The sequence below is a fragment of the Chitinophaga sp. LS1 genome (genome assembly GCF_034274695.1).
Classification (GTDB): Bacteria; Bacteroidota; Bacteroidia; order Chitinophagales; family Chitinophagaceae; genus Chitinophaga.
On record NZ_CP128362.1, the window covers coordinates 5,308,172 to 5,330,514 of the forward strand.

A 22,343-nucleotide genomic window follows, 5' to 3' on the forward strand; every position below is an offset into this window, starting at 1 on the left:
AATGGATTTAAAGGGTAAAAAGGTACTTGTAACCGGAGCTGATGGCTTTATTGGTAGTCATCTGGTAGAACGCCTGCTGGATGAAGGATGTAAAGTAAAAGCATTTGTTTATTATAACTCTTTCAACAGCTGGGGATGGCTTGATTCATTCCCAAAAGAGAAATTAGCACAACTCGAGGTATTTGCAGGTGATGTACGTGATCCAAATGGGGTACGTACTGCCATGAAAGATATCGATATTGTCTTTCATCTTGCCGCCCTTATCGCGATCCCTTTTAGCTACCATTCACCTGACTCCTATATCGATACCAATGTAAAAGGTACGCTGAATATTGTGCAGGCGGCCAAAGACCTGGGTACCGCCCGTGTACTGGTTACCAGTACATCGGAAGTGTATGGTACTGCCCAGTATATTCCGATTGACGAGAAACATCCCCGTCAACCTCAATCACCTTACTCTGCTTCCAAGATCGGTGCTGACTGTATTGCAGAATCTTTCTACAGAAGCTTCGACCTGCCGCTCACGATTGTAAGACCATTCAACACCTTTGGTCCACGTCAGTCCGCACGTGCTGTGATACCTACTATCATTACACAGCTGTTGAACGGTAAGGAAGAAATAAAGCTGGGAGACCTGATCCCTACACGTGATTTACTGTTTGTGAAAGATACTGCCAATGGTTTCGTGGAAATCGCGAAGAGCGATAAACTGATCGGCCATGACTGTAATATCGCTACACAATCTGAAATTTCAGTAGGCGATCTGGCACAGGAGCTGATCAACCAGATCAATCCGAATGCAAAAATCATGACTGATAATGAGCGCTTAAGACCTGAGAAATCTGAAGTGTTCCGTTTGTACGGTGCGAATGCAAAGATCCAGGAGTATACAAACTGGAAACAGCAGTATAGCCTGAAAGATGGTCTGGCTGATACGATAGAGTGGTTTAAGGACAAAGAAAATTTAAAGCAGTATAAAGCCGATATATACAATATATGATACCGTTATCTGTGCCAAACCTGGCGGGAAATGAATGGAAATATGTGAAAGATTGCCTGGATACAAACTGGGTATCTTCAGTAGGTAGCTATGTGAATCAGTTCGAAGAAATGTCGGCTGCCTTTACCCATACCAAAAAGGCGATAGCGACCAGCAATGGTACCGCTGCACTACATATCAGTCTGTTACTGGCAGATGTTAAACAGGGAGACCTGGTGGTATGTCCGAATATCACATTTGTAGCACCTGTAAACGTCATCAAATATCTGGGAGCAGATCCTGTATTGATAGATGTGGATGCCTACACCTGGCAGCTGGATGTAAACCTGTTGGAAAGTTTCCTGAGTAATAACTGTGACCTGGAAGATGACGGCGTTTATCACAAAGATAGCGGCAAGAGAGTGAGTGCTATAGTGCCGGTGCATGTACTGGGCAATATGGTGGATATGGAGCAGTTAATGGTTTTATCAAAGAAGTTTAATATCCCGGTTGTGGAAGATGCTACAGAAGCATTGGGTTCTACCTATCACGGTCAGCCAGCTGGTTCTATGGGGCTGTTTGGATGCCTGAGTTATAATGGTAATAAAATTATCACTACCGGTGGAGGTGGCATGATCCTTACGAATGATGAGGAGTTGGGTAAAAAGGCGAAACACCTGACTACACAGGCTAAGTCTGACCCAATGGAATATTTTCATGACGAAGTTGGTTACAACTATCGTCTTGTAAATATTCTGGCGGCGATGGGGGTAGCACAGATGGAACAGCTGCCTGATTTTATCGAAAGGAAAAGAGTCATTGCGGCATTATATAATGAAGGGCTGAAAGATGTACCGGGCTTTATGTCTCAGGTGCTCACAATGGGTGTAGTAGCTAACTGCTGGCTGTATACAGCGGCATTTCCCAACAGCAGGGAATTGTTGCAATTCCTGAATCAGAAAGGTGTTCAGACACGTCCGTTCTGGGTGCCTATGAACAGGCTGCCAGCATTTGCAAATGATATATATTATTCAGAAGCCGATATCAGTAATATGGTATATGAGCAATGTCTGAGTCTTCCGTGTTCGACAAATATTACTGACGACGAAGTGAAGACGGTCATTGCAAAAATAAAGGAGTTCTATGCCTAAGCAGTCCCTAATACTGATAGGAGGCGGTGGGCACTGCAAATCCGTTTTGGAAGTGATCCGTACTTCAGGTAAATGGCACGTAGCAGGCATACTGGACAGAAAAGAATTGATAGGCACAAGTGTACTGGATCAAAAGATCATAGGTACAGATGATGAACTGGATGCGTACATCGCAGCAGGGCATTATTTTTTGATTACCATTGGTCAGATAAAAAGTGCACAACCAAGACAACGTATTTTTGAATCGCTGCTGGCCAAAGGTGCGCCTATCGCAACTGTGATTGCTGATGAAAGAGGGGTATCTTCATATGCCGCGATTGGTGCAGGTACGGTTATTCATCACAGGGTATCCGTGAATGCAGATGTCATGATCGGTCAAAACTGCATCATTAACACGGGCGCAAATGTAGAACACGATTGCCGTATTGGTGATCATACACATATTTCCACTGGTGTATTACTGAATGGTAATGTGGTGGTAGGAGATACCTGCTTGCTGGGCACAGGCAGCATCGTATCGCATGGTGTGCAGATAGCAGCACAAACCATAGTAGGCGCCGGCTCCCTTGTCATCAGGGATATCACCGTTCCCGGTACATATGTAGGTGTTCCCTGCAAAAAAACATAGAGATGAAAAAAGTATTGATCATAGCCGAAGCCGGTGTGAATCATAATGGTAGCATGGAAAATGCTTTCAGACTGATTGAAGCGGCAGCAGTGGCAGGTGCGGATTATGTAAAATTCCAGACTTTCAAAGCCGCAAAACTGGTGAGTAAAACCGCTCAGCAGGCCGAATACCAGGAAAAGAATATGGGTGGTAAATCAACCCAGTTCGAAATGCTGAAAAAGCTGGAAATTACCGAAGAACAGCATTATTTGTTAAAAGCCCACGCGGAGAAAAATAATATCCGCTTCCTCAGCACCGGGTTTGACGAAGAGAGTGTAGATTTCCTGGACAATCTTGGGATAGACTTCTTCAAAGTACCTTCCGGTGAAATCACCAACTATCCCTACCTGAAACATATCGCGGCCAAAAAAAAGCCGGTGATACTGTCTACAGGCATGACTACCCTCGGAGAAATTGAAAATGCAGTGAATGTACTGCTGAATAATGGAATTCCTAAACAGCATATCCAGATCCTGCATTGCAATACAGAGTATCCAACACCCATGAAGGATGTAAACCTGCATGCCATGAACACGATTAAGGTGGCCTTCGGGGTAGGCGTAGGGTATTCTGATCATACCCTGGGTATTGAAATCCCCGTGGCGGCAGTGGCACTGGGTGCTGAAGTGATTGAAAAACACTTTACGCTGGATAAGGAGATGGAAGGACCGGATCACAAAGCTTCTTTAAATCCGGTAGAACTAGAGCAGATGATAAGCGCCATCCGCAATGTGGAACTGGCCATGGCAGGAGACGGTTATAAGCAACCCAGCGAAAGTGAAAAGAAGAATATGGCCGTGGCGAGAAAGAGCATTCACCTGAATAAAGAGCTTGCACAGGGCACGGTGATCACAGAAAAAGATCTGTTGATGATACGCCCGGGTGACGGGATTTCACCATTTGAAATGGATAAAATTGTAGGCCGTAAGGCAGGTAAAGCCTTACAGGCATTTCATAAACTCAGTTGGTCTGATATCGCATGAGAGTAGCTATTTTGACAAGTTCCAGGGCGGATTACGGAATATACAAACCGCTGATCAGGGCATTGTATGCAGATGATTTTTTTCAGACTGCCATCATTGCTTTTGGTACACATTTGTCTGCCTATCATGGGCAGACGGTGAATGCGATTGAGCAGGACGGATACAAAGTGGACTACAGAATAGCTTCGTTGCTGCTAACAGATGATGATGCATCTATCTCTACGGCGATGGGGCTGACCACCATCCGCTTTGCGGATTTCTGGCAGGCACATGCTGCAGAATTTGATATTGTGTTTTGCCTGGGTGACCGCTATGAGATGTGTGCCGCTGTGGTCGCCGGTCTCAGCTTTGGAGTGAAATTTGCACATCTGCATGGTGGCGAAACAACTTTAGGCGCTATTGACAATGTTTTCAGGCATACCATCACTATGGCATCGCATCTGCACTTTGTAGCCACCGATGTGTTTGCTAAAAGAGTATACACCTTATTGGACGATCAGCAGGCCAACGTGACGGTGACCGGCGCCCTGAGCCTGGATAATCTCAGCAGTCTTCCCTTATTGAACATAGGAGAATTCAAAGACAAATGGAATATTGACCTGGATATACCTTCTATTTTGATCACCATCCATCCGGAAACGGTGGGAGCAGGTCAGAATATTATCCATTTACAGGAAGTGCTGGGCGCACTGGAAACACTGGCATCCACGTATCAGCTGGTGATCACAATGCCAAATGCAGATACCAATGGCAGTGTATTTCGCCAGGCATTTCAGACTCTCGGACAAGCTAATTCGGAAAAGATAAAACTGATAGAAAATTTTGGTACCCAAAGCTATTTTTCCTGCATGCAACATGCAAGCATGCTCCTGGGAAATACCAGCAGCGGTATCATAGAAGCAGCCTCTTTTAATAAATATGTTATTAATCTGGGAGACAGGCAGAAAGGCAGACTGGTAGGTAGCAATGTGCTGCATGTACCATTCAGCAAAACTGCTATACTGGAAGCGGTTAACCACGCCGCAAAAGCAGGCCCTTACACAGGTGAGAATATTTATTTCAAGGGCGGAGCGGCAGAAAGGATCATACATACCCTTAAGCAGCTTTAAACCTCAAAAAGTTATGGCAGATTACAAGAAACACCTAATAAATCAGGATGCAACGCTGATGGAAGGACTGGCACGACTAAATGTGCTGGCCAGTGATACGATTTTATTTGTAGTAGATGAAGATGACAAATTAGTTGGCTCACTAACGGATGGAGATATTCGCAGAGGTTTGCTCAGAGGCTTGCAGCTTGATAGCTATGTGCGTGATTTCATTGCCAAACCCCCAAAGATCATTCAAAAAGGGAAGTACACTGTCGAACAGATCATTGAATACAGGAAGAATAATCTGAAGATCATTCCTGTGGTAGACAGCGAAGGCTGTATACAGAATATTGTGAACTTCCGTTACCACCGTTCTTACCTGCCTGTAGATGCCATCATCATGGCCGGCGGCAGGGGAGAGCGCCTGAAACCGTTGACTGATAATACACCTAAACCGTTATTGAAAGTAGGTGATAAACCTATTATCGAATATAATATCGACAGACTCGTGAGCTATGGTATTGACGATATATGGATATCTGTACGTTACCTGGGTGAGCAGATTGAAGAGCACCTGAAAGATGGCAGTGAAAAAGGTGCTACCATCAAATACATATGGGAAGATACCCCGTTAGGTACGATCGGTGCGGTTTCCAAGGTCAGGGAATTAAGCCATGACTATGTGCTGGTGAGTAATTCAGACCTGCTTACTGACCTGAATTACGAAGACTTTTTCCTGGACTTCATTGCCAAAGATGCCATGCTCTCTATAGTGACGATTCCTTACCATGTAGAAGTGCCATATGCAGTGCTGGAAACAGATGAATCTCATGTACGCTCTTTCAAAGAGAAGCCTACCTATACATATTATTCCAATGGAGGTATTTACCTGATGAAAAGGGAATGCCTGCACCTGATACCGGAAGGTGGATTTTTTAATGCTACAGACCTCATGGAAGCATTGATTTCAAGAGGAGATAAGGTGGCATCTTATCCCTTGCATGGTTATTGGCTGGACATTGGGAAACATGAAGATTTCAAAAAAGCACAGGAAGACATTAAATATATTCGATTTTAGTATATGCCGGTATTAGTAACAATATGTGCCCGGGGTGGTTCCAAAGGAGTACCGGGCAAGAATATCAAGCCATTGGGCGGCAGGCCGCTTATTGATTATTCTATTAAAATGGCGCAGAAGTTTGTGGCGAAATACGATGGAGTGATCGCATTGTCTACAGACGATGAAGGTATCATTCGCGTAGCTGCGGAGTGTGGTATTACTACCAATTATAAGCGCCCGGCTGAGCTGGCATCTGATACTGCCGGTAAAGTTGATGCCATTGCCGACCTCTTGTTTTTTGTGGAAGGACAGCGCAATACAAAATTCGAATACCTGCTGGACCTGGATGTAACGTCTCCTTTCCGAACGATGGAAGACCTTGATACAGCTTTCCAGGCTTTCAAAGCGGAGGAAAACGCACTCACTCTATTTTCCGTAAGTAAAGCAGGTCGTAACCCATATTTTAACATGGTGGAACAAAAGGAAAATGGATTCTATGGCGTCGTAAAATCTGCAGGTAGTGGATTTTTGAGCCGTCAGGCATCTCCGCAGGTTTATGATATCAATGGATCCTTTTATTTTTACAGACGCTCATTTTTTGATCTGGGTACAAACAAGGTAATTACAGAAAGGTCTATGATATACGATATGCCTCATATTTGTTTCGATGTGGATCATCAGATCGATTTCGATTTTATGGAGTATCTGGTAAATAACGGGAAGGTTGGCATTGAATTACTTTAACAGGTGAAAACAATACATTATCTCTTACTTATGTTCCGTATATGTTGCGTAATTATGCTAATCGCGCTGGCAGGTTGTAAAAAGTCGGATAATCTGGTAACCTATGACGACCGGCTTAAACTGATTGACAACAACAGCATTGTTGTGGTGAATGACGATGCCGAAGAACAGCGCAAATCAGAAGCACTTGTATTCAAAAAGGATGTGCTTATGGCTAACTCCCAGTTCCCGGGCGGTTTTGGCTACCCGGAGTTACTGATCACCCAGAGTGGCCATTGGATACTGTCAGCCGTAGGTCATTCCGTAGGTCTGATCGATACGGATAGCGCCACGATTGCGTTGGCATCCAGTTACGACCTGGGCGAGACCTGGACCCTTGATTCTACGCTACAGGAAAAGGTGGGTGAAATCAATATTTCCATGCCCAATATGCTGGATGTAGGGAATAATAAAAGAGTTCTGGTGTTCCTGGCTAAGAATTCCTCTTCAGACATAAATTTGTATGTGAAAGCAAGCGATGATGGGGGCGAAACCTGGCAGCCGCTGATAAATATCAATCCGCTTCACGACGGTTACAACGTTATTAGCAATTCCAAACTGATACAATTGAAATCCGGCAGGCTGTTGCTACCGGTTGCATTTGCCCCTGAAATTTATAGGTATTATAATCAAACGACCATGTTCTGTTATTATAGTGACGATTATGGTCTGACCTGGCAAAAAGGTAGAGTCTATGGGGCCAGTGTGCCGCTGCAGGAGCCTTGTGTAACAGAGCTGGGCAACGGTAAACTACTTATGGCCATCAGGAGCACAGCGGGTGGCGTATTGTTCTCCACCAGCAGTGATCAGGGCATTACCTGGTCTGACATATCCAAATCTGCGATAAACACGCCGGAAGCACCGGAAACAGTAGTCTATTCTCCAACCTATAATTGCCTGTTTATGGTATGGAACAATGCCACCTACGATCCGGCAATTTTTGATAAACGGAATCCATTGACACTGGCAGTAAGTTTTGATAATGGCAAAACCTGGGAAAAGAAAATTGATCTTGAAAATACAAATGGCTACTCGTACAGTTATCCTTCTGTGAAGATTGCCGGCAAGCAGCTTATTATTACATACAACAAGTACAATAAGTCAGGAGCTTTGCCCCGCATTGCGCTTGCAAAGGTGGATATAGAAAAATTAATTAAATGAATCTCCGGCAGATCTTACAACACCCTCTTTTGAAAGGAGGCCTGATTTACGCGCTCACAGATGCCATCAACAAAGCAGTACCATTCCTGATATTGCCTTTGCTGACCTTTTATCTAACTCCTTCGGATTATGGAGTGGTGGCTAATTATACTGTGTATACTTCCATCTTATTGGTCTTTGCCGGAATTAACTTGCATGGTACTATTTCTGTGAACTTTTATAAATTCGACAAGGAACAGGTTGCTAGTTATATTTACAACCTTTGTCTTATCCTCACAGTTTCTACCATGATCTGTTTTGTTGCGATTGCTTTAGGAGGGGATCTGATCAGGGGATTTTTGCCGATTAATAATTTTTATCTGCTGATGGGTGTGATGATCACACTCGCACAAGTGATTACACTGTTTAACATGGAGCTGTGGCGGCTCGAAGAAAAGCCACTTAGCTTTGGTGTATACCAGATCACACAGACTTTGCTGAACTTTTTGCTTACGCTGGTATTTGTGATCAGCCTGAAGTATAAGTGGGAGGGTCGTGTATGGGCAATTGCGTTGTCTACATTTGTATACGGAATATTCAGTCTCGGTTTTATCTGGCGCAGGGGATATCTGAAGCCGGTTTATAATAAGGCTTATATCAAAGATGCGCTGAGTTTCGGTTTACCGTTGCTGCCGCATGCCATGAGTATATGGGTAAGAACCGGTATTGACAGAGTTTTCCTGACGAAATTTTATGGTACAGAAGCGACAGGTTTGTATGCTACAGGGTTTCAGTTTGGTTTGTTGTTGTCCTTCATGAACCTGGCTTTTAACAATGCTTACATTCCTTATCTCTACAAAAACCTGGGTAGGGAAAACAATGAACCGCTTAAGCGGAAGCTGGTATTCTTCACCTATGCCTATGGTGTGGTTCAGGTATTGCTTGCCCTGATCCTCATTGTGGTATCTTATTTTATAGTCGATCATTTTCTGTCGAAGAGTTATACCGAAGCCAGGGATTTCATCAGCTGGTCTATGTTTACCCAGGTATTCCAGGGTATGTACCTGATGGTGGCCTGTTATTATTTCTATGCAAAGAAGACAAAGCAGCTGGCGTATATTACGTTTTCTGCTGCGCTGGTGCAGGTAGGTACTTCGTATTATTTTATCCGTCATTATGGGCCTATCGGGGCTGCGTATTCTGCTACAATTATAGCTGTGCTGACATTTGTGGCAGTATTGATATTTTCGAATAAGGTATACAGGATGCCTTGGTTAAAGCCCGCTTTAAAATGAAAGCAGTAAATGTAATTGTCTGTACGAAACCATTACAATGGTTCAATGCGCTGAATATAGATTTTCCCGGGCAGGAAGATCGTATTCTGATTGTGGTAAACTCTTTCAAAGACGCTGTGTTGTTTTATAATAGGGTGAAAGAATATGATGCGACATGGTCGGATGTGATTTTTGGACAAACGAGAGAGGATTCCTTTGCCCTTTTAAAAGAGTTGGCTTCTCAATATACAATTGAGCGGGTGTATGTAGATTGCGATTACGGCAGCATTGGAGGGGCATATGCAAAATTACCTGTACGGAATCTGTATGTGATAGAGGAAGGCCTTGGACCTTATGTAGATAAGGTGAAAAAGGGTACACTTAAACGATTAATCTTTAAGCTGAAAGGCTGGGGTACCTTCCTGGGGGGCAATAGCCATACAAAAGGAATTTACCTGTACAATCATTCCTATTACAGGCATGTGCATAAGGGATATAAGAAAGAAATTCTTTCTTTCCGAACCGATTTCTTTAGTGCGCTGGCAGCCCGCCGGGAATTGCTGGAAAAGGTATCGGGCCTGGAACTGCCTGCTGGCATTCAGGGAGGCAAAAAGGTGGCATTTTATTTGACCGCCTATAGTATTAATCCTGATGTGATTAAATTTCTTACGGAAAATATAAATCAGTACGATAATATTATAATAAAAATACATCCGCATCTGGCCAATAACTTCAGAATTGAAGATCATACGGACAAGATCCCTGCAGAAAAGCTGACGGTGATGTCCAACAGCATACTCGCTGAAATAATCATCAGCCGGCTGGCGGAAGGCAATGAACTAACGGTGGTACACGAAAGCAGTACGACCTGTCTGTATGTGGATGAAAATTCCATGAAGGTGATCAATATGGGCAAGGTGCTACAGGAAGAATTTGGTACATTCAGAAAGATGTACCTGGAAAATTTTGCGTAAAACAGGAATGAAAGAAAGGAAGACATATATACTGGTAGGAATTATTCTCTTACTCTACGTAATAATCATTTTGCTTAATGACAACACGCATGCTGTGTCATTGCTGAATCTGTTGTCGTTTAGTGCGATTGTGTTAATATCGGCTATTGGTGTTTTTGAGGATAAATATCCCTATTCGCTAAAGAAGTTCTTTTGGATTTTCAACCTGGTATTTCTGGGATATATTCCCACCATGCAATACCTAAACAACCGATATCCATGGATAAGCGAGAAGCTGAGTGACGACCTGATATTGAAGGTGAATATCCTGCTGATCATTTGTCTGCTACTGTTCAGATTTTTTTATAAGTATTTCTCCGGGAAAGCGACTACCAATGTGTCACCGGAGAAGGTGGGGGCCGACGTGAGCAATTTGCGTTATTACTGGATTGGGGGCTCCCTGTTCTTTGTATTTTGTGCGCTGATTGTGATTAGATCAGGAGGCCTGGTATTTGTGCGTTCTGATTTAATCAGTGCTACAGTGGATAATGCAGGCAATACTACTGAGAACCTGCTGGTAGACAAAGTAGCGAGGTCCTGGATTTTGATTTATGCTATTATTACAATTCAGTTATTTAAATACAAGCGTATTTCCCTTTTCTGGCTAGTAACTATCCTTGTGGCTACAGTGCTAACCAATTTTCCACTTGCACTGCCCCGCTATCTGGCCGCGACTATCTATATCGGGCTGGCGCTTACATACAGGCGCTGGTTTAATAATCCAAACCTGTTTCCGATTGTAATTATTGCGTCCCTGTTTTATGTATTCCCGATTCTGACGGAAGCACGGCATGATTATTTTTCGGTGGAATATGTAGCAAGCAACTTTTCTGAGATTTCTGCCAAAGCATATAGTACCGGTGACTTCGATGCGTATACTATGTTGTGTAAGACAGTAGAATATACTGATCTGAGAGGAATGGTTTACGGGGAGCAGCTCTCCGGCGTATTGTTATTTTTTGTTCCCCGAAGTTTCTGGCCGGATAAACCCGTCGGAAGCGGGTACTTTATAGGACAGAAAAATGGCTTTTATTTCCTGAATGTGTCCTGTCCTTACCTGGCTGAAGGATACCTGAATTTTGGTATCCCTGGCGTCTTACTAATGGTTTTATTATTTGCACTGATTTTTGCCAGATTGGATAAATTTTATTGGGCAAATGTGAGCCGTGGTATTCAAATGAATTTCTGGATATTGGTTTATCCAACTCTATTAGGCATGTTCTTCTTCATGATGAGAGGAGATCTGTTGTCATCCTACGCCTACACTTTCGGTATGGTGGTGACTGCTTATCTGGTCTATCTTTTGGTGAAGAAGAAAGTCAAAAAGAAAAGATTCAGGGTAGGACGGAATGAAAATTTCATACCTGTCACTAATCAAGAGTTATTCAAATTGTCTTCAAATTAAAACTGTTTGTATGAAACTCCTTAATTGGTTATTGTTAGTAATACTGATTGCATGCCAGGCATCACAGGCAGCAACGGTATATGTATCAGTAAACGGGAATGACAGGAATGCAGGAACTTCCGCATCTGCACCATTGGCTACGGTAAAAGGTGCTGTCGCAAAGATTCAGCAACTTGGTGGCGGTACCATCAATTTTTTGGCTGGCACATACTACTTCGATGCACCGATCAACCTTTCCGGCAATACAAGCATCGTATTTCAACCTTATAACAATGCAAACGTAATTATATCGGGCGCCAGACTGGTGACCGGCAAACTAAGTAAGAAAGGGAATATTAATATCTTCACACCCGATGATCCATCCCTGCTGAGAAAAGGTGAGTTACAGTTATTTGCTGGTGAGCAACGCCTGAAACAGGCAGAATCACCGAATGACGACAACTACTTTTATATCAAAAGTGTTACAGAAGATGCCAATGGTAAGAAAACCGTGAGTCTGGATACCGTTGCCAATAACCTGGGCAGTATATTGAGATCGACTGATGGTACTACTGTAAAGGTGTACACGAAATGGAACTTTACACAATACCCCATTACGTCTGCATCAGACAAGAGTTTTACTTCGACCGGTATGGCCATCTCTAAGTACACGCCCTGGAACTCGGGAACCCGCGTGAAAATTGTCAACACGCTGGCGGCACTGGATGATGATGGTGAATTTTATACGGATGGTAAAACCATTAGCTTTATAGCGTCTGGGACACAGATATATGCACCAACCACCGATGTGTTGTTCAACATTACCGGTAGTGGTATTTCTTTCAAAAACCTGCACTTCAAATATTCAGGTTGTGTACTGCCTGATAAGGGTTTTGATCCCCAGCAGGCAGCGGCAGCATACCAGGCGGCTATCCAGGCGGACAATGCCAGCAACCTTATTTTTGACGGGTGCTCCTTTGAACACTTTGGTTACAATGTGATGTGGTTCAGGAATAATGTTCATCATGTTACTGTGAGCAACTGCCTGTTTAGCGACATGGGTATGGGGGCTGTGAAATCAGGTAATTATACTGCGGTTGGCGATCCTTCGCAGCTAACCTCCGGTATCCGGATTACGAACAATATCATCAAAACGGGTGGCAGATTGAACCCGGCTGCACCAGGCATTACCTCTTTCAATATTAGTGACCTGACCATTTCCAACAATGATATCAGCGATATGTTTTACTCCGGAATTTCTATAGGGTGGACCTGGGGTTTCAAAACTACGCTGAACAAAAATATTATCATCAGCAATAACGTCATTCACGAAATAGGACAGGGCGTGATGGATGACCTAGGTGGTATCTACACCCTGGGACTCAATGCTAATTCTTCTATAACGCACAATGTGGTGTACGATATTCTCTGCTACCGATATGGTGGCTGGGGCATTTACCTCGATCAGGGTTCGTCTGACTTTACTATCCAGAATAATATCGTGTACAACACGAATTCAGGAGGGTTCTTCCTAAGCCAGGGACGTGACAATAAAGTGCACAATAACATATTTGCCAATGGCCGTAGTTACCAGATGAAGATCGGGGCCTTTGATGGCAAGTCTGTAAATAATACCATTACCAAGAATATCATCGTAGGAGATGGGAGTTCCAACTGGCTGGATGGCTATTGGAGCAAAATGGCGATCAACCTGGATAGTAATGTTTACTACTCCAATGTGCAGAATGTGCAAAAGATCTTTGCAAACGGTGACCTGACCTTCTGGCGCAAACTCTCTAACAAAGACAAAAATTCGGTTGTGGTAGCCAATACAAAGGTGGAAGATGAGGATGTGAAAAGTCAGTCATTCGTCAACAGTAATCTGAAACAACAGATAGGATTTAAGAACATCGATGTACAGAACGCAGGTGTGACTGCTGACAACAGTTATAAGAACACTGCTAATATTAAAAGGACCAGTGAGGTATACTGGAAAAGTCTGAACAAGTTTAAGTTTGATCCCAATCAAAACGGGAATTAATTGACATGCATATAGATCCATTACAGGAAAAGAAAAGTTTGATTTTTTTTGGTGAAATGCCCCCCAAAACAATCCATGGAGCCAGTATTTCCAGTGGTATCAATCTGGGCATGCTGCAGGAAGATTTCAATATTGAAATAATAGAGGAATTTGCAGATCTGAAATATCATGGGCGTTTTTCACTAAATAAAAGTTTCGTTTTCCTGGGTGCGATTAAGGAATTGCAGAAGGCACTCGCCCGCAAAGCGTATGATTGTTTTTATGGCGTATTGTATTTTTCGTCATTGGGCATTATAAAGAATTATGTGGCGCTGTCTTTGTATAGAAGAGCGAACCCTGCAGGTAAAACTTACCTGCATATTCATAGAAGTGATTTTAACCGGTTCCATACGTCGAAGCTGAACCGCTTTTTTTTCAGTAAGGTGCAGCGTATGACGGACCGGTTTATTTTATTATCAGCTCAGCAACAGGAAGGTTTTCCTGTTGCTGCTGATAGGAAAGTAGTGTTGTTCAATACGATTGAACAGGATGGGGTGAGCAAGGTGCACAAAGAGCAGCAGCAGGTTTTACGCTGTATCTATATTGCGAATTACATTGAGGAGAAAGGTGTGGGTGAACTGACGCGTGTATTTTGCCAGCTGCCGGCAGCAAGTTATTACCTGGATTGCTATGGCAATGTGACTCAGCCAGCTTACTGGGAAGTGCTCACAGCAGGTATAGCCGGACAGGCGCATATTAAATTACACCCGGCAATTACTGGTGATCAGAAATTCAAAGCCTTGTCAGCTGCAGATGTATTTATTTTCCCCTCTCATAACGAAGGCATGCCGCTTGTATTGCTGGAAGCAATGAGTGTAGGATTGCCGGTGATCACCACTAGTGTAGGATATGTGAATGAACTGTTAGGTGATGATTATTCTTTTTATTGCGAGCCAAAGAATGAAGCCTCCCTGAAAGATTGTATCGAACGATTTAAAAGGTATGAAGATAAAGCAGGATTGTCTGCCATGTTGCGACAACGCTACCAGACTCATTTTTCCAGGCAATCGCACCAACAAAATTTGAAACGTATATTCTCTCTATAATATGAAAGTGAGTATTATAACCGTTGTGTATAACAACGAAAGGTATATTGATCAGGCCATTGAGTCTGTCCTGTCACAAGACTATCCCGATATCGAATATATCGTAAAAGATGGCGGCTCGAAAGATAATACCATGGAAGTGGTGAATAGGTATAAAGACCGGATTGCCAAAATTTCTTCTGAAAGAGACAAGGGTATTTATGATGCCATGAACAGAGGCATCGAAATGACTACCGGCGAGGTAGTTGGTATATTAAATTCGGACGATATTTATTACGATACCCATACCATCAGCAATATAATGCAGGTGTTCAAAGAGAATCATGATGTAGATGCAGTGTATGGCAATATCGTTTACTTCAGGGAGAACGACTTTGATAAAGTGGTGCGTACCTGGAGGACCAAACAGTATGGCAAAAACTTTTTCGAAAGGGGAGAAGTACCTCCGCATCCGGGACTGTTTGTGCGCAAAGCTGTGTATGATAATATAGGCACTTATTACCCCAATTTCAAAATATCATCTGACTACGAGTTCATGCTCAGGGCCTTCCGTGTGAATAATTACAAGCCTTATTTTTTAGATAAGACAATTGTAAAAATGCGCATGGGCGGAGAAAGTACCCGGAGTATTAAAAACATTATGCTGGGCAATCGCGAGATTATGCAGGCCTGGAAGATGAACAAGCTACCTGTACCTGCATTGCTGTACGCATACAGGGTAGCGAAGAAACTGAAGCAGTTGGTATAACAATTTTTAAAATCAATTTAGAAAATGAAAGTAGCACTCATTACAGGGATTACCGGTCAGGATGGTGCATACCTGGCAGAATTACTGTTAAGCAAGAATTACATTGTACATGGTATCAAAAGAAGAAGTTCTCTTTTGAATACTGACAGGATCGACCATCTTTACCAGGACCCTCATGAGCAAAACAGAAATTTTATCCTGCATTATGGTGACCTCACAGATTCGACCAATCTGATCAGGATTATACAAGATGTACAACCTGATGAAATATATAACCTGGGCGCTATGTCTCATGTAAAAGTGAGCTTTGATACTCCTGAATATACTGCCAATGCAGATGGCATTGGCACCCTAAGGATCCTGGAAGCAGTAAGACTCCTTGGACTGACTAAGAAAACAAAGATTTACCAGGCTTCTACTTCTGAGTTGTATGGTCTGGTGCAGGAAGTGCCACAGTCAGAACGTACACCGTTCTATCCACGTAGCCCTTATGCAGTAGCTAAGATGTATGCCTTCTGGATCACGGTGAACTACAGGGAAGCATATGGTATGTATGCCTGCAATGGTATCCTGTTTAATCATGAAAGTCCGCTGAGAGGAGAGACCTTCGTGACAAGGAAAATTACCCGCAGCGTAGCCCGTATTTCTATGGGGCTGGCAGAAAAGCTATACCTGGGGAACCTGGATGCAAAACGAGACTGGGGTCATGCGAAAGACTATGTAGAAGCAATGTGGCGAATATTGCAACAGGAGCAGCCGGAAGATTTTGTAATAGCTACAGGTGTAACCACTACTGTGAGAGACTTCGTAAAGAAAGCATTTGCAGTAGCAGGTATTGAAGTGGAATTCTCAGGTGAAGGGGTGAACGAAATTGGTGTGGTAAAAACGTTGCACAATAAGGATACCAATCTGGAAATTGGTCAGGAAATCGTATGTGTAGATCCACGTTATTTCCGTCCTACAGAAGTAGAGCTGCTGATCGGCGATCCTACCAAGGCACAGACCAAACTGGGATGGACGCCAAAGTACGACCTGGATATGCTGGTAGAAGAAATGGTCGAAGCAGATATCAGCCTGTTTAAGAAAGAGAAGTTACTGAAAGAACATGGTTTTGAGATCATGAATCAATACGAATAGTACAATTTCATATGATTTTATTAACCGGGGCCAGTGGCTTTCTTGGAAAAATTATCAGGGAAGAACTGGCAAAGTCAGACCTTGTACATACACTGGGCAGAGATGCACTGAATGATATCGTCTGCGATCTTTCGAAAGAAAGATTCAGTACGCAGCACGCTTATTCACTGGTGGTACATTGTGCAGGCAAGGCACATTCAGTACCTAAAACAGAGGAAGAAAAGGCGGCATTTTTTCAGGTAAATTATGAGGGAACTGTAAGATTGTGTCAATCACTGAGTGCCAGCGGAAAACCGCCGGCACGCTTTGTTTTTATCAGTACCGTAGCGGTCTATGGGGTAGAGGCAGGAGCAGCTATCAGTGAAACGCATCCCTTAGCTGGCACTACGGCATATGCCCAAAGTAAAGTACAGGCAGAAGCGTTTTTGGCAGAGTGGTGCAAGGTGAATGGTGTGACCCTGTCTATTGTGCGGCTGCCGCTTATAGCAGGGCCAAATCCTCCTGGTAACCTAGGGGCGATGATCAATGGCATCAAAACAGGCCGATACCTGAGTATAAAGGGTGTAAATGCCCGGAAAAGTGTGGTGATGGCGGCAGATGTGGCCACCATTATTCCCCGTATGAGCGAGGTAGGTGGAATTTATAACCTCACGGACAGCTATCATCCTACCTTTCCTGAATTAGAAGCATTGATTGCAGCGCAGACAGGAAAGGGACTCCCATTGGCGATCCCATTGTGGATGGCCAGAATGCTAGGCCGCATAGGTGACCTGGCGGGTAATAAATCACCGATCAATTCCCTGAAACTGGGTAAGATCATATCAACACTTACCTTTGACGACAGCAAAGCGCAAAAAGAGCTGGGCTGGCGCCCCCGCAGGGTATTAGATGAATTCAAAATTTAACAGATGAGTTATTTGGTATTAGCCATTTCATTGTTCCTGCTGATCTTAATATATTTTAAGGTAGCGGATCATTTTAATATTATCGATAAGCCCAACGAGAGAAGTTCGCACAAAGATGTCACTATTAGAGGGGGAGGCGTTATTTATTTATTTGCTGGACTGGCCTTGCTGATCGATGATTTTGCAACCTACTGGCCCTTTGTGGCAGGGTTGATGACGATTGGTGTGATTAGTTTTCTGGACGATGTATTTACGCTGAGCAACAGGATCCGTATTGTGTTTCATATAGCTGCGGTAAGCCTGTTATTTTATTTTCTGGCGGTTTTTACGTTTCATCTTGTATGGGTGATCTGCCTGTATGTGTTGGTGATCGGCATTATTAATGCCTATAATTTTATGGATGGCATTAATGGTATAACCGGTTTATATAGCCTGGTGGTATTGTTATTTTTGCAGTATGTAAATGTGTCACAGGTACATTTTGTGGGTGAGGATATGATCTGGTATCCGGCTATTGCCAGTGTGGTATTTCTTGTATTTAACTTCAGGAAGAAAGCGAAATGTTTTGCAGGAGACGTGGGAAGTGTGACGATCGCATTCTGGATAGCTGGTTTGTTGCTACAACTGATCATTCAGACGGGGAACTATACGTATGTCCTGTTCCTGGCTATTTACGGGGTAGATACGATATTGACCATCATACATCGTTTGTACCTTAAACAAAATATTTTCAAAGCACATCGTTTACATTTTTACCAGATACTGGCAAATGACAGGAAGATTCCTCATTTGTATGTAAGTACTTTGTATGCAGTATTGCAGGCGATTGTATGTGTGATTGTAATATTCAATGGAAGTGTGCTGAGTTTTGCGGGAGTGATCATTCCATTGGTGATTATGTATGTAGCATTGAAACCTAAATTAATGAAACCAGCAACAGTATGAGAGAATACCAGTTATATGGCACAGGTGGGCATGCACGGGTAGTGGCGGAACTGGCAACGATGAATGAATGGACGCTGTGTGCTGCATTTTCAGATAATGCGGAGGGAACGTTCAATGGGGTAAAGATCACTCCTTATGAAACAGGTACATTACCTCTGATCATAGCGATTGGTCATAATGCAACGCGTAAGGAAATAGCGGAGCGGGTACATCCTGTTGCGATTGTATTCGTGCATCAGGCAGCCGTATGTTCACCTTCGCTGGTACCGGGTGCTGGTACGGTGATATTGGCTGGTGCTATCGTACAGGCTAATGTAAAGATCGGTAAGCAATGTATATTAAATATAGGTAGTAAGGTAGATCATGATGCTGTAATTGGTGATTTTGTCCATCTGGGTCCGGGCTGTTATATTGGTGGCGGCGCTACAGTTGGCGAGGGAGCGCTGATTGGACCGGGAGCAGTAGTAATGCGCAATGTGCATGTGCCGGCATGGACAGAGGTACTTCCAAATACGATATTTGAAAAGGCTCCGTGAGGAGCCTTTTTTATACTTAGAAATTGACAAGCGTACTATCATTACTCCACCCAGGATCATTGAGTCCTACATGAACACCCTTACCTTCGCCGGGCAGGTCGGAGAAGAGATTCCCTTTCAGTACTGTTTTTTTGCCGGATTGAATATTTACCTGTGTCACATCTTTTTCAGTGATTGTTCCATAGCTGGCATCCAGCGATCTGATAATGACTGAAATAGTGGCCGGGCTAAGGATCAGTACATACATTTCAATCGCCAGATTGGTAGTGCCATGGAGAGAATCCGGTACAGGGAAGTAGTAAGGAGAATAAAAACCTGCACCACCTGAAAAGGCGGAGCTGGTACCGCTGTATAGTAAGATATTGTTCGCTATTCCGGCATTGACACCTTCCGGAGGTAATGGGTAGGTGGTAGGCTGGATAGAAATATTCTTTACACTGGTAGGGATAGCATCCTGTATCTGAACTTTCAGTTTGGATACCACCCTGTCCATGTTCACGGCAATAGCGATGGAATCAGTAACATCAATACCTGTTTTTTTATAGAAGACATCTCCACCCGGAAAATCAAAGAATGCCAGTTCATCCTGAAAATGGAAAAGGGGATCTCCTCCAATGTAGGTTTCATTTTTGGAACCTACGAGGGCAATAGTATAGTGGCCGGCTGCCAGGGAATCCTGTATCAGGCCAAAACTACTATCGGCTGTGGTTTGGTTAATGCGTTTGACCAGTGTATTGCTGTTGTTATACACGAGATAATAAAGATGCTGAATGTAATCAGCAAGTGAATCTGCCGCATCTTTTGCATTGGTAGATGATTTCTTCCTGCCATCAAAGTCTTCGGATGTTTGTGTAAATCTTTCGATAGCGATCCGGACAGGAAACTTTTGGTCTTTGTTGGGTTGTGTAGTGAAGTTGTCTTTTTTGCAGGCGAAAAGTATGACTGAAATCATCGCACTGCCTAGGAGGATGTTTTTCATTTTTTGGAGTATATAAAATGATTGATAGGGGGTGATACTTGATTAAGAAGTTAAAATTCCTATTTAATACTCAAAAAAAAAAAATAACCTTTTAAATAATTTATTGTTACACATTGCAGTTTATAGAATAAAAAATTTATATTTGATAAAATAATAACTGGTTGTTTCCCGTTTTTCTATCCTATGAGTTAAGGTAAATATTTAGAGTCCTATGAAAGCCTTACAACTGACTGGTAGTGAAGCAATCGTCCACTATAGGATCATAATCTTATGGTTGTTCATATTGTCCACAAGCCATGTGAAAGCACAAATCATATCATTAAAAAACCCTTCATTAGAAGGCACAGCGGGATTAGAAAGAGCAGTACCTCCGGAATGGTCTATCATTGAGGAAACTCCTGATATACAGCCTGGTGTGTATGGAGTTTCAATGTCCGCATCAGATGGTGATACATATGTAGGTATGGTAGCAACTACTTACATCCAGGAGGGTATTACCCAATTATTATCACATCCGCTCGATTCGGGCAAGAGTTACTCGTTGTCATTTGATTTGGCATACACAGCCAGGTATTCATGGACCATTACATATGGTGGTTTTGCTATTTATGGTAGTAGTGAATTTGGCAAGCGGGAAGAATTGTTATGGAGTTCAGGTATATTTACGCATACCGACTGGAAGCAATACCAGGCGGTATTTACACCTTCCAAAGCGTATAACTACCTTATAGTCACTGCATATAAACAGCCTGGAGATTCTGTTAAAAATATCGCTGGAGTATTAGTTGACCATTTCTCGGATATCAGGGAGGTAATACAATTATCATTGTCTTCAGAGAATTCATGCAATGGAGATAATGGTGTAGCTGTGGCAAAGGTGAAGAACACTGATGACGAGTACGCTTATTTATGGAGTACTGGTGATACCTGTAGCAGATTGATTGGGGTGAAAAATGGAGTGTATCACGTGACAGTGAGGGGATTGAAAAAAAAAACCACTACGTATGGAATGGTAAATGTACAGGCATCAGAACTGTCGGGAAAAGTGAACATACATCATGTGAGTTGTAATGGGGTAGATGACGGTATTATTTACGTGGCTACCAGAGGAGGTGTATTACCATATGCATATCACCTGAATGATGCTGCAACCGATCATGCAGATTCGGTATTTTCTCATCTGGCAGCAGGTACATATAAGGTAAAAGTAACGGATGCGGGTGGCTGTACAGCTGTGATAGACAACATAGATCTGAAAGAACCGGAAGCCCTGGTCATAAAGAGCCTGACCTTAACGTCGGAATCCTGTGCCGGTGCCCAGGATGGCAAACTGGTGATTACTGCCGAAGGAGGAACGGCTCCCTACATATATAGTGTACCAGGTTATATAAATGCACAATCTGATAGTGTGTTAAAAAAACTGTCACCGGGTAATTACTCTTATTCGGTAGCAGACAGGCACCAATGTCAGGTGATTGAGGATTTTGAAATAACTAAAGGAGGAAGGGTGTGTGCGGTATATGTACCAACAGCTTTCAGTCCAAATGGAGATGGCGTGAATGATGTATTCCGGGCAGCGGTAAATGATTACGTGACTAATTTCAGCATGCGGGTATTCGGCCGTTGGGGACAACAGATATTTGAGAGCAGGAACCCGGATAATGGATGGGACGGCACTTTTAAGGGTGTTTACCAGGACCCGGGTGCTTACCTGTATGTCATGACCTATACGGATAGTAAAGGCCAGGACATGAAGCAACACGGTACTCTGGTGTTAGTGCGATAGCAGGTAATCCGAGATCTGTAAAGATGAAGTTACATTAGTGTGTATCCTGTCAGAAAAGCCGTTTGTTGGAATTTGCAGGGTGTTCAGGTCATGGAAAGTGAATGTATGTAGTGATTGAATTGTATCGATCAATGCAGGATATTGCGTAAGTTTTTTCAGGTATTCCGGATAGTACGGAGCCAGAAAGAATACCGCCTTATTGTTGTGTTGATTGCAGGTTGCAACAATATTTTGCATACGCTCTATCAGCAATGGCCGGTTACCGAGTGTAGTATCATTGAGAGCCAGTGTTCTGGTTTCTTCAATGAGATTTTCGGAAATGGTGTATTTATTGACCCAGTCTGCATCTGACTTTCTGAGATAATAAATATTCCTGAGAAATAACTCGTTGTTGAGTCGCATCAGATGCAGATATTCGTATTTCGTGTTTTTATATTGTACATGCATGAATGGAGAGTTCCCCATATAGTAAGCATAGTTGTCATCTTCTTTATCTTCCAGCAGACTGGTAATTTCAATTAATAAGTTAGCGTTGCTCTGTTTCGCATTAATATCATTGATTAATGCTTTAATGGTTTGATAATTCATACCATTAAAGCCCAGGTTGATCAGGTCGGCGTGCCTGGATTGGGTAGCATACTGTTCGTTCACAGAGT

General features: G+C 43.0%; 21 protein-coding genes. 19 read left to right on the forward strand and 2 right to left on the reverse strand.

All coding sequences use genetic code 11. The annotated features are described in order from the left end of the window. Position 1: 1 nt before the first annotated feature. Genes QQL36_RS21835 through QQL36_RS21920 form a run of 18 tightly spaced genes read left to right on the forward strand, consistent with a single transcriptional unit; the run spans position 2 to position 18,922 of the window. Positions 2–1,000, forward strand: coding sequence for an NAD-dependent 4,6-dehydratase LegB (locus QQL36_RS21835; protein ID WP_321566757.1), 999 nt, complete (start codon positions 2–4; stop codon positions 998–1,000). Next, on the forward strand, positions 997–2,130 hold the full coding sequence (locus QQL36_RS21840; RefSeq protein WP_321566758.1) for a LegC family aminotransferase: 1,134 nt from the start codon (positions 997–999) through the stop codon (positions 2,128–2,130). The genes QQL36_RS21835 and QQL36_RS21840 overlap by 4 nt, the downstream gene beginning before the upstream one ends. Continuing rightward, the gene (locus QQL36_RS21845) at positions 2,123–2,758 is read left to right on the forward strand and encodes an acetyltransferase (RefSeq protein ID WP_321566759.1); all 636 of its coding nucleotides are present in this window, start codon (positions 2,123–2,125) and stop codon (positions 2,756–2,758) included. Before QQL36_RS21840 ends, QQL36_RS21845 begins: the two co-directional genes overlap by 8 nt. Positions 2,759–2,760: 2 nt before the next feature. Beyond that, complete coding sequence (gene neuB, locus QQL36_RS21850) at positions 2,761–3,780, forward strand: N-acetylneuraminate synthase (protein WP_321566760.1); 1,020 nt, start codon at positions 2,761–2,763, stop codon at positions 3,778–3,780. Further along, complete coding sequence (gene neuC / locus QQL36_RS21855) at positions 3,777–4,889, forward strand: UDP-N-acetylglucosamine 2-epimerase (RefSeq protein ID WP_321566761.1); 1,113 nt, start codon at positions 3,777–3,779, stop codon at positions 4,887–4,889. The genes neuB and neuC overlap by 4 nt, the downstream gene beginning before the upstream one ends. Before the next feature lie 13 nt (positions 4,890–4,902). Further along, positions 4,903–5,949 (forward strand): nucleotidyltransferase family protein, encoded by a 1,047-nt coding sequence (locus tag QQL36_RS21860; protein ID WP_321566762.1) that lies wholly within the window; start codon positions 4,903–4,905, stop codon positions 5,947–5,949. Between the two features lie 3 nt (positions 5,950–5,952). Then, the gene (locus QQL36_RS21865) at positions 5,953–6,675 is read left to right on the forward strand and encodes an acylneuraminate cytidylyltransferase family protein (RefSeq protein WP_321566763.1); all 723 of its coding nucleotides are present in this window, start codon (positions 5,953–5,955) and stop codon (positions 6,673–6,675) included. A gap of 54 nt (positions 6,676–6,729) precedes the next feature. Then, the gene (locus QQL36_RS21870; protein WP_321566764.1) at positions 6,730–7,875 is read left to right on the forward strand and encodes a sialidase family protein; all 1,146 of its coding nucleotides are present in this window, start codon (positions 6,730–6,732) and stop codon (positions 7,873–7,875) included. Beyond that, on the forward strand, positions 7,872–9,149 hold the full coding sequence (locus tag QQL36_RS21875; protein ID WP_321566765.1) for a lipopolysaccharide biosynthesis protein: 1,278 nt from the start codon (positions 7,872–7,874) through the stop codon (positions 9,147–9,149). The genes QQL36_RS21870 and QQL36_RS21875 overlap by 4 nt, the downstream gene beginning before the upstream one ends. Continuing rightward, positions 9,146–10,102, forward strand: coding sequence for a hypothetical protein (locus QQL36_RS21880; protein ID WP_321566766.1), 957 nt, complete (start codon positions 9,146–9,148; stop codon positions 10,100–10,102). Before QQL36_RS21875 ends, QQL36_RS21880 begins: the two co-directional genes overlap by 4 nt. 7 nt (positions 10,103–10,109) lie before the next feature. Further along, the gene (locus tag QQL36_RS21885; RefSeq protein WP_321566767.1) at positions 10,110–11,546 is read left to right on the forward strand and encodes an O-antigen polymerase; all 1,437 of its coding nucleotides are present in this window, start codon (positions 10,110–10,112) and stop codon (positions 11,544–11,546) included. Between the two features lie 10 nt (positions 11,547–11,556). Further along, positions 11,557–13,566 (forward strand): right-handed parallel beta-helix repeat-containing protein, encoded by a 2,010-nt coding sequence (locus tag QQL36_RS21890; RefSeq protein WP_321566768.1) that lies wholly within the window; start codon positions 11,557–11,559, stop codon positions 13,564–13,566. A gap of 5 nt (positions 13,567–13,571) precedes the next feature. Then, positions 13,572–14,651: a glycosyltransferase family 4 protein gene (locus QQL36_RS21895; protein ID WP_321566769.1), complete on the forward strand. Its 1,080-nt coding sequence runs from the start codon at positions 13,572–13,574 to the stop codon at positions 14,649–14,651. 1 nt (position 14,652) lies between these two features. Further along, entirely contained in the window at positions 14,653–15,399 is a 747-nt protein-coding gene (locus QQL36_RS21900) for a glycosyltransferase family 2 protein (RefSeq protein WP_321566770.1), read from the forward strand. Positions 15,400–15,423: 24 nt separating this feature from the next. Continuing rightward, on the forward strand, positions 15,424–16,536 hold the full coding sequence (gene gmd / locus QQL36_RS21905) for a GDP-mannose 4,6-dehydratase (protein ID WP_321566771.1): 1,113 nt from the start codon (positions 15,424–15,426) through the stop codon (positions 16,534–16,536). Between the two features lie 11 nt (positions 16,537–16,547). Beyond that, complete coding sequence (locus tag QQL36_RS21910; protein WP_321566772.1) at positions 16,548–17,441, forward strand: NAD-dependent epimerase/dehydratase family protein; 894 nt, start codon at positions 16,548–16,550, stop codon at positions 17,439–17,441. Between the two features lie 3 nt (positions 17,442–17,444). Next, complete coding sequence (locus tag QQL36_RS21915) at positions 17,445–18,386, forward strand: glycosyltransferase family 4 protein (protein ID WP_321566773.1); 942 nt, start codon at positions 17,445–17,447, stop codon at positions 18,384–18,386. Further along, positions 18,383–18,922, forward strand: coding sequence for a hypothetical protein (locus QQL36_RS21920; RefSeq protein WP_321566774.1), 540 nt, complete (start codon positions 18,383–18,385; stop codon positions 18,920–18,922). Before QQL36_RS21915 ends, QQL36_RS21920 begins: the two co-directional genes overlap by 4 nt. 16 nt (positions 18,923–18,938) lie before the next feature. Here QQL36_RS21920 and QQL36_RS21925 read toward each other — a convergent pair whose 3' ends face one another. Next, a complete protein-coding gene (locus QQL36_RS21925; protein ID WP_321566775.1) occupies positions 18,939–19,901 on the reverse strand; it encodes a FimB/Mfa2 family fimbrial subunit in 963 nt (320 codons plus the stop codon). 211 nt (positions 19,902–20,112) lie between these two features. Here QQL36_RS21925 and QQL36_RS21930 point away from each other — a divergent pair, with 211 nt between their 5' ends. Then, positions 20,113–21,687: a gliding motility-associated C-terminal domain-containing protein gene (locus QQL36_RS21930; protein WP_321566776.1), complete on the forward strand. Its 1,575-nt coding sequence runs from the start codon at positions 20,113–20,115 to the stop codon at positions 21,685–21,687. On the opposite strand, the gene QQL36_RS21935 is transcribed toward QQL36_RS21930, so the two are convergent. Further along, positions 21,676–22,338, reverse strand: a complete 663-nt coding sequence (locus QQL36_RS21935; RefSeq protein ID WP_321566777.1) for a hypothetical protein — start codon at positions 22,336–22,338, stop codon at positions 21,676–21,678. The genes QQL36_RS21930 and QQL36_RS21935 overlap by 12 nt on opposite strands. Positions 22,339–22,343 lie beyond the last annotated feature (5 nt).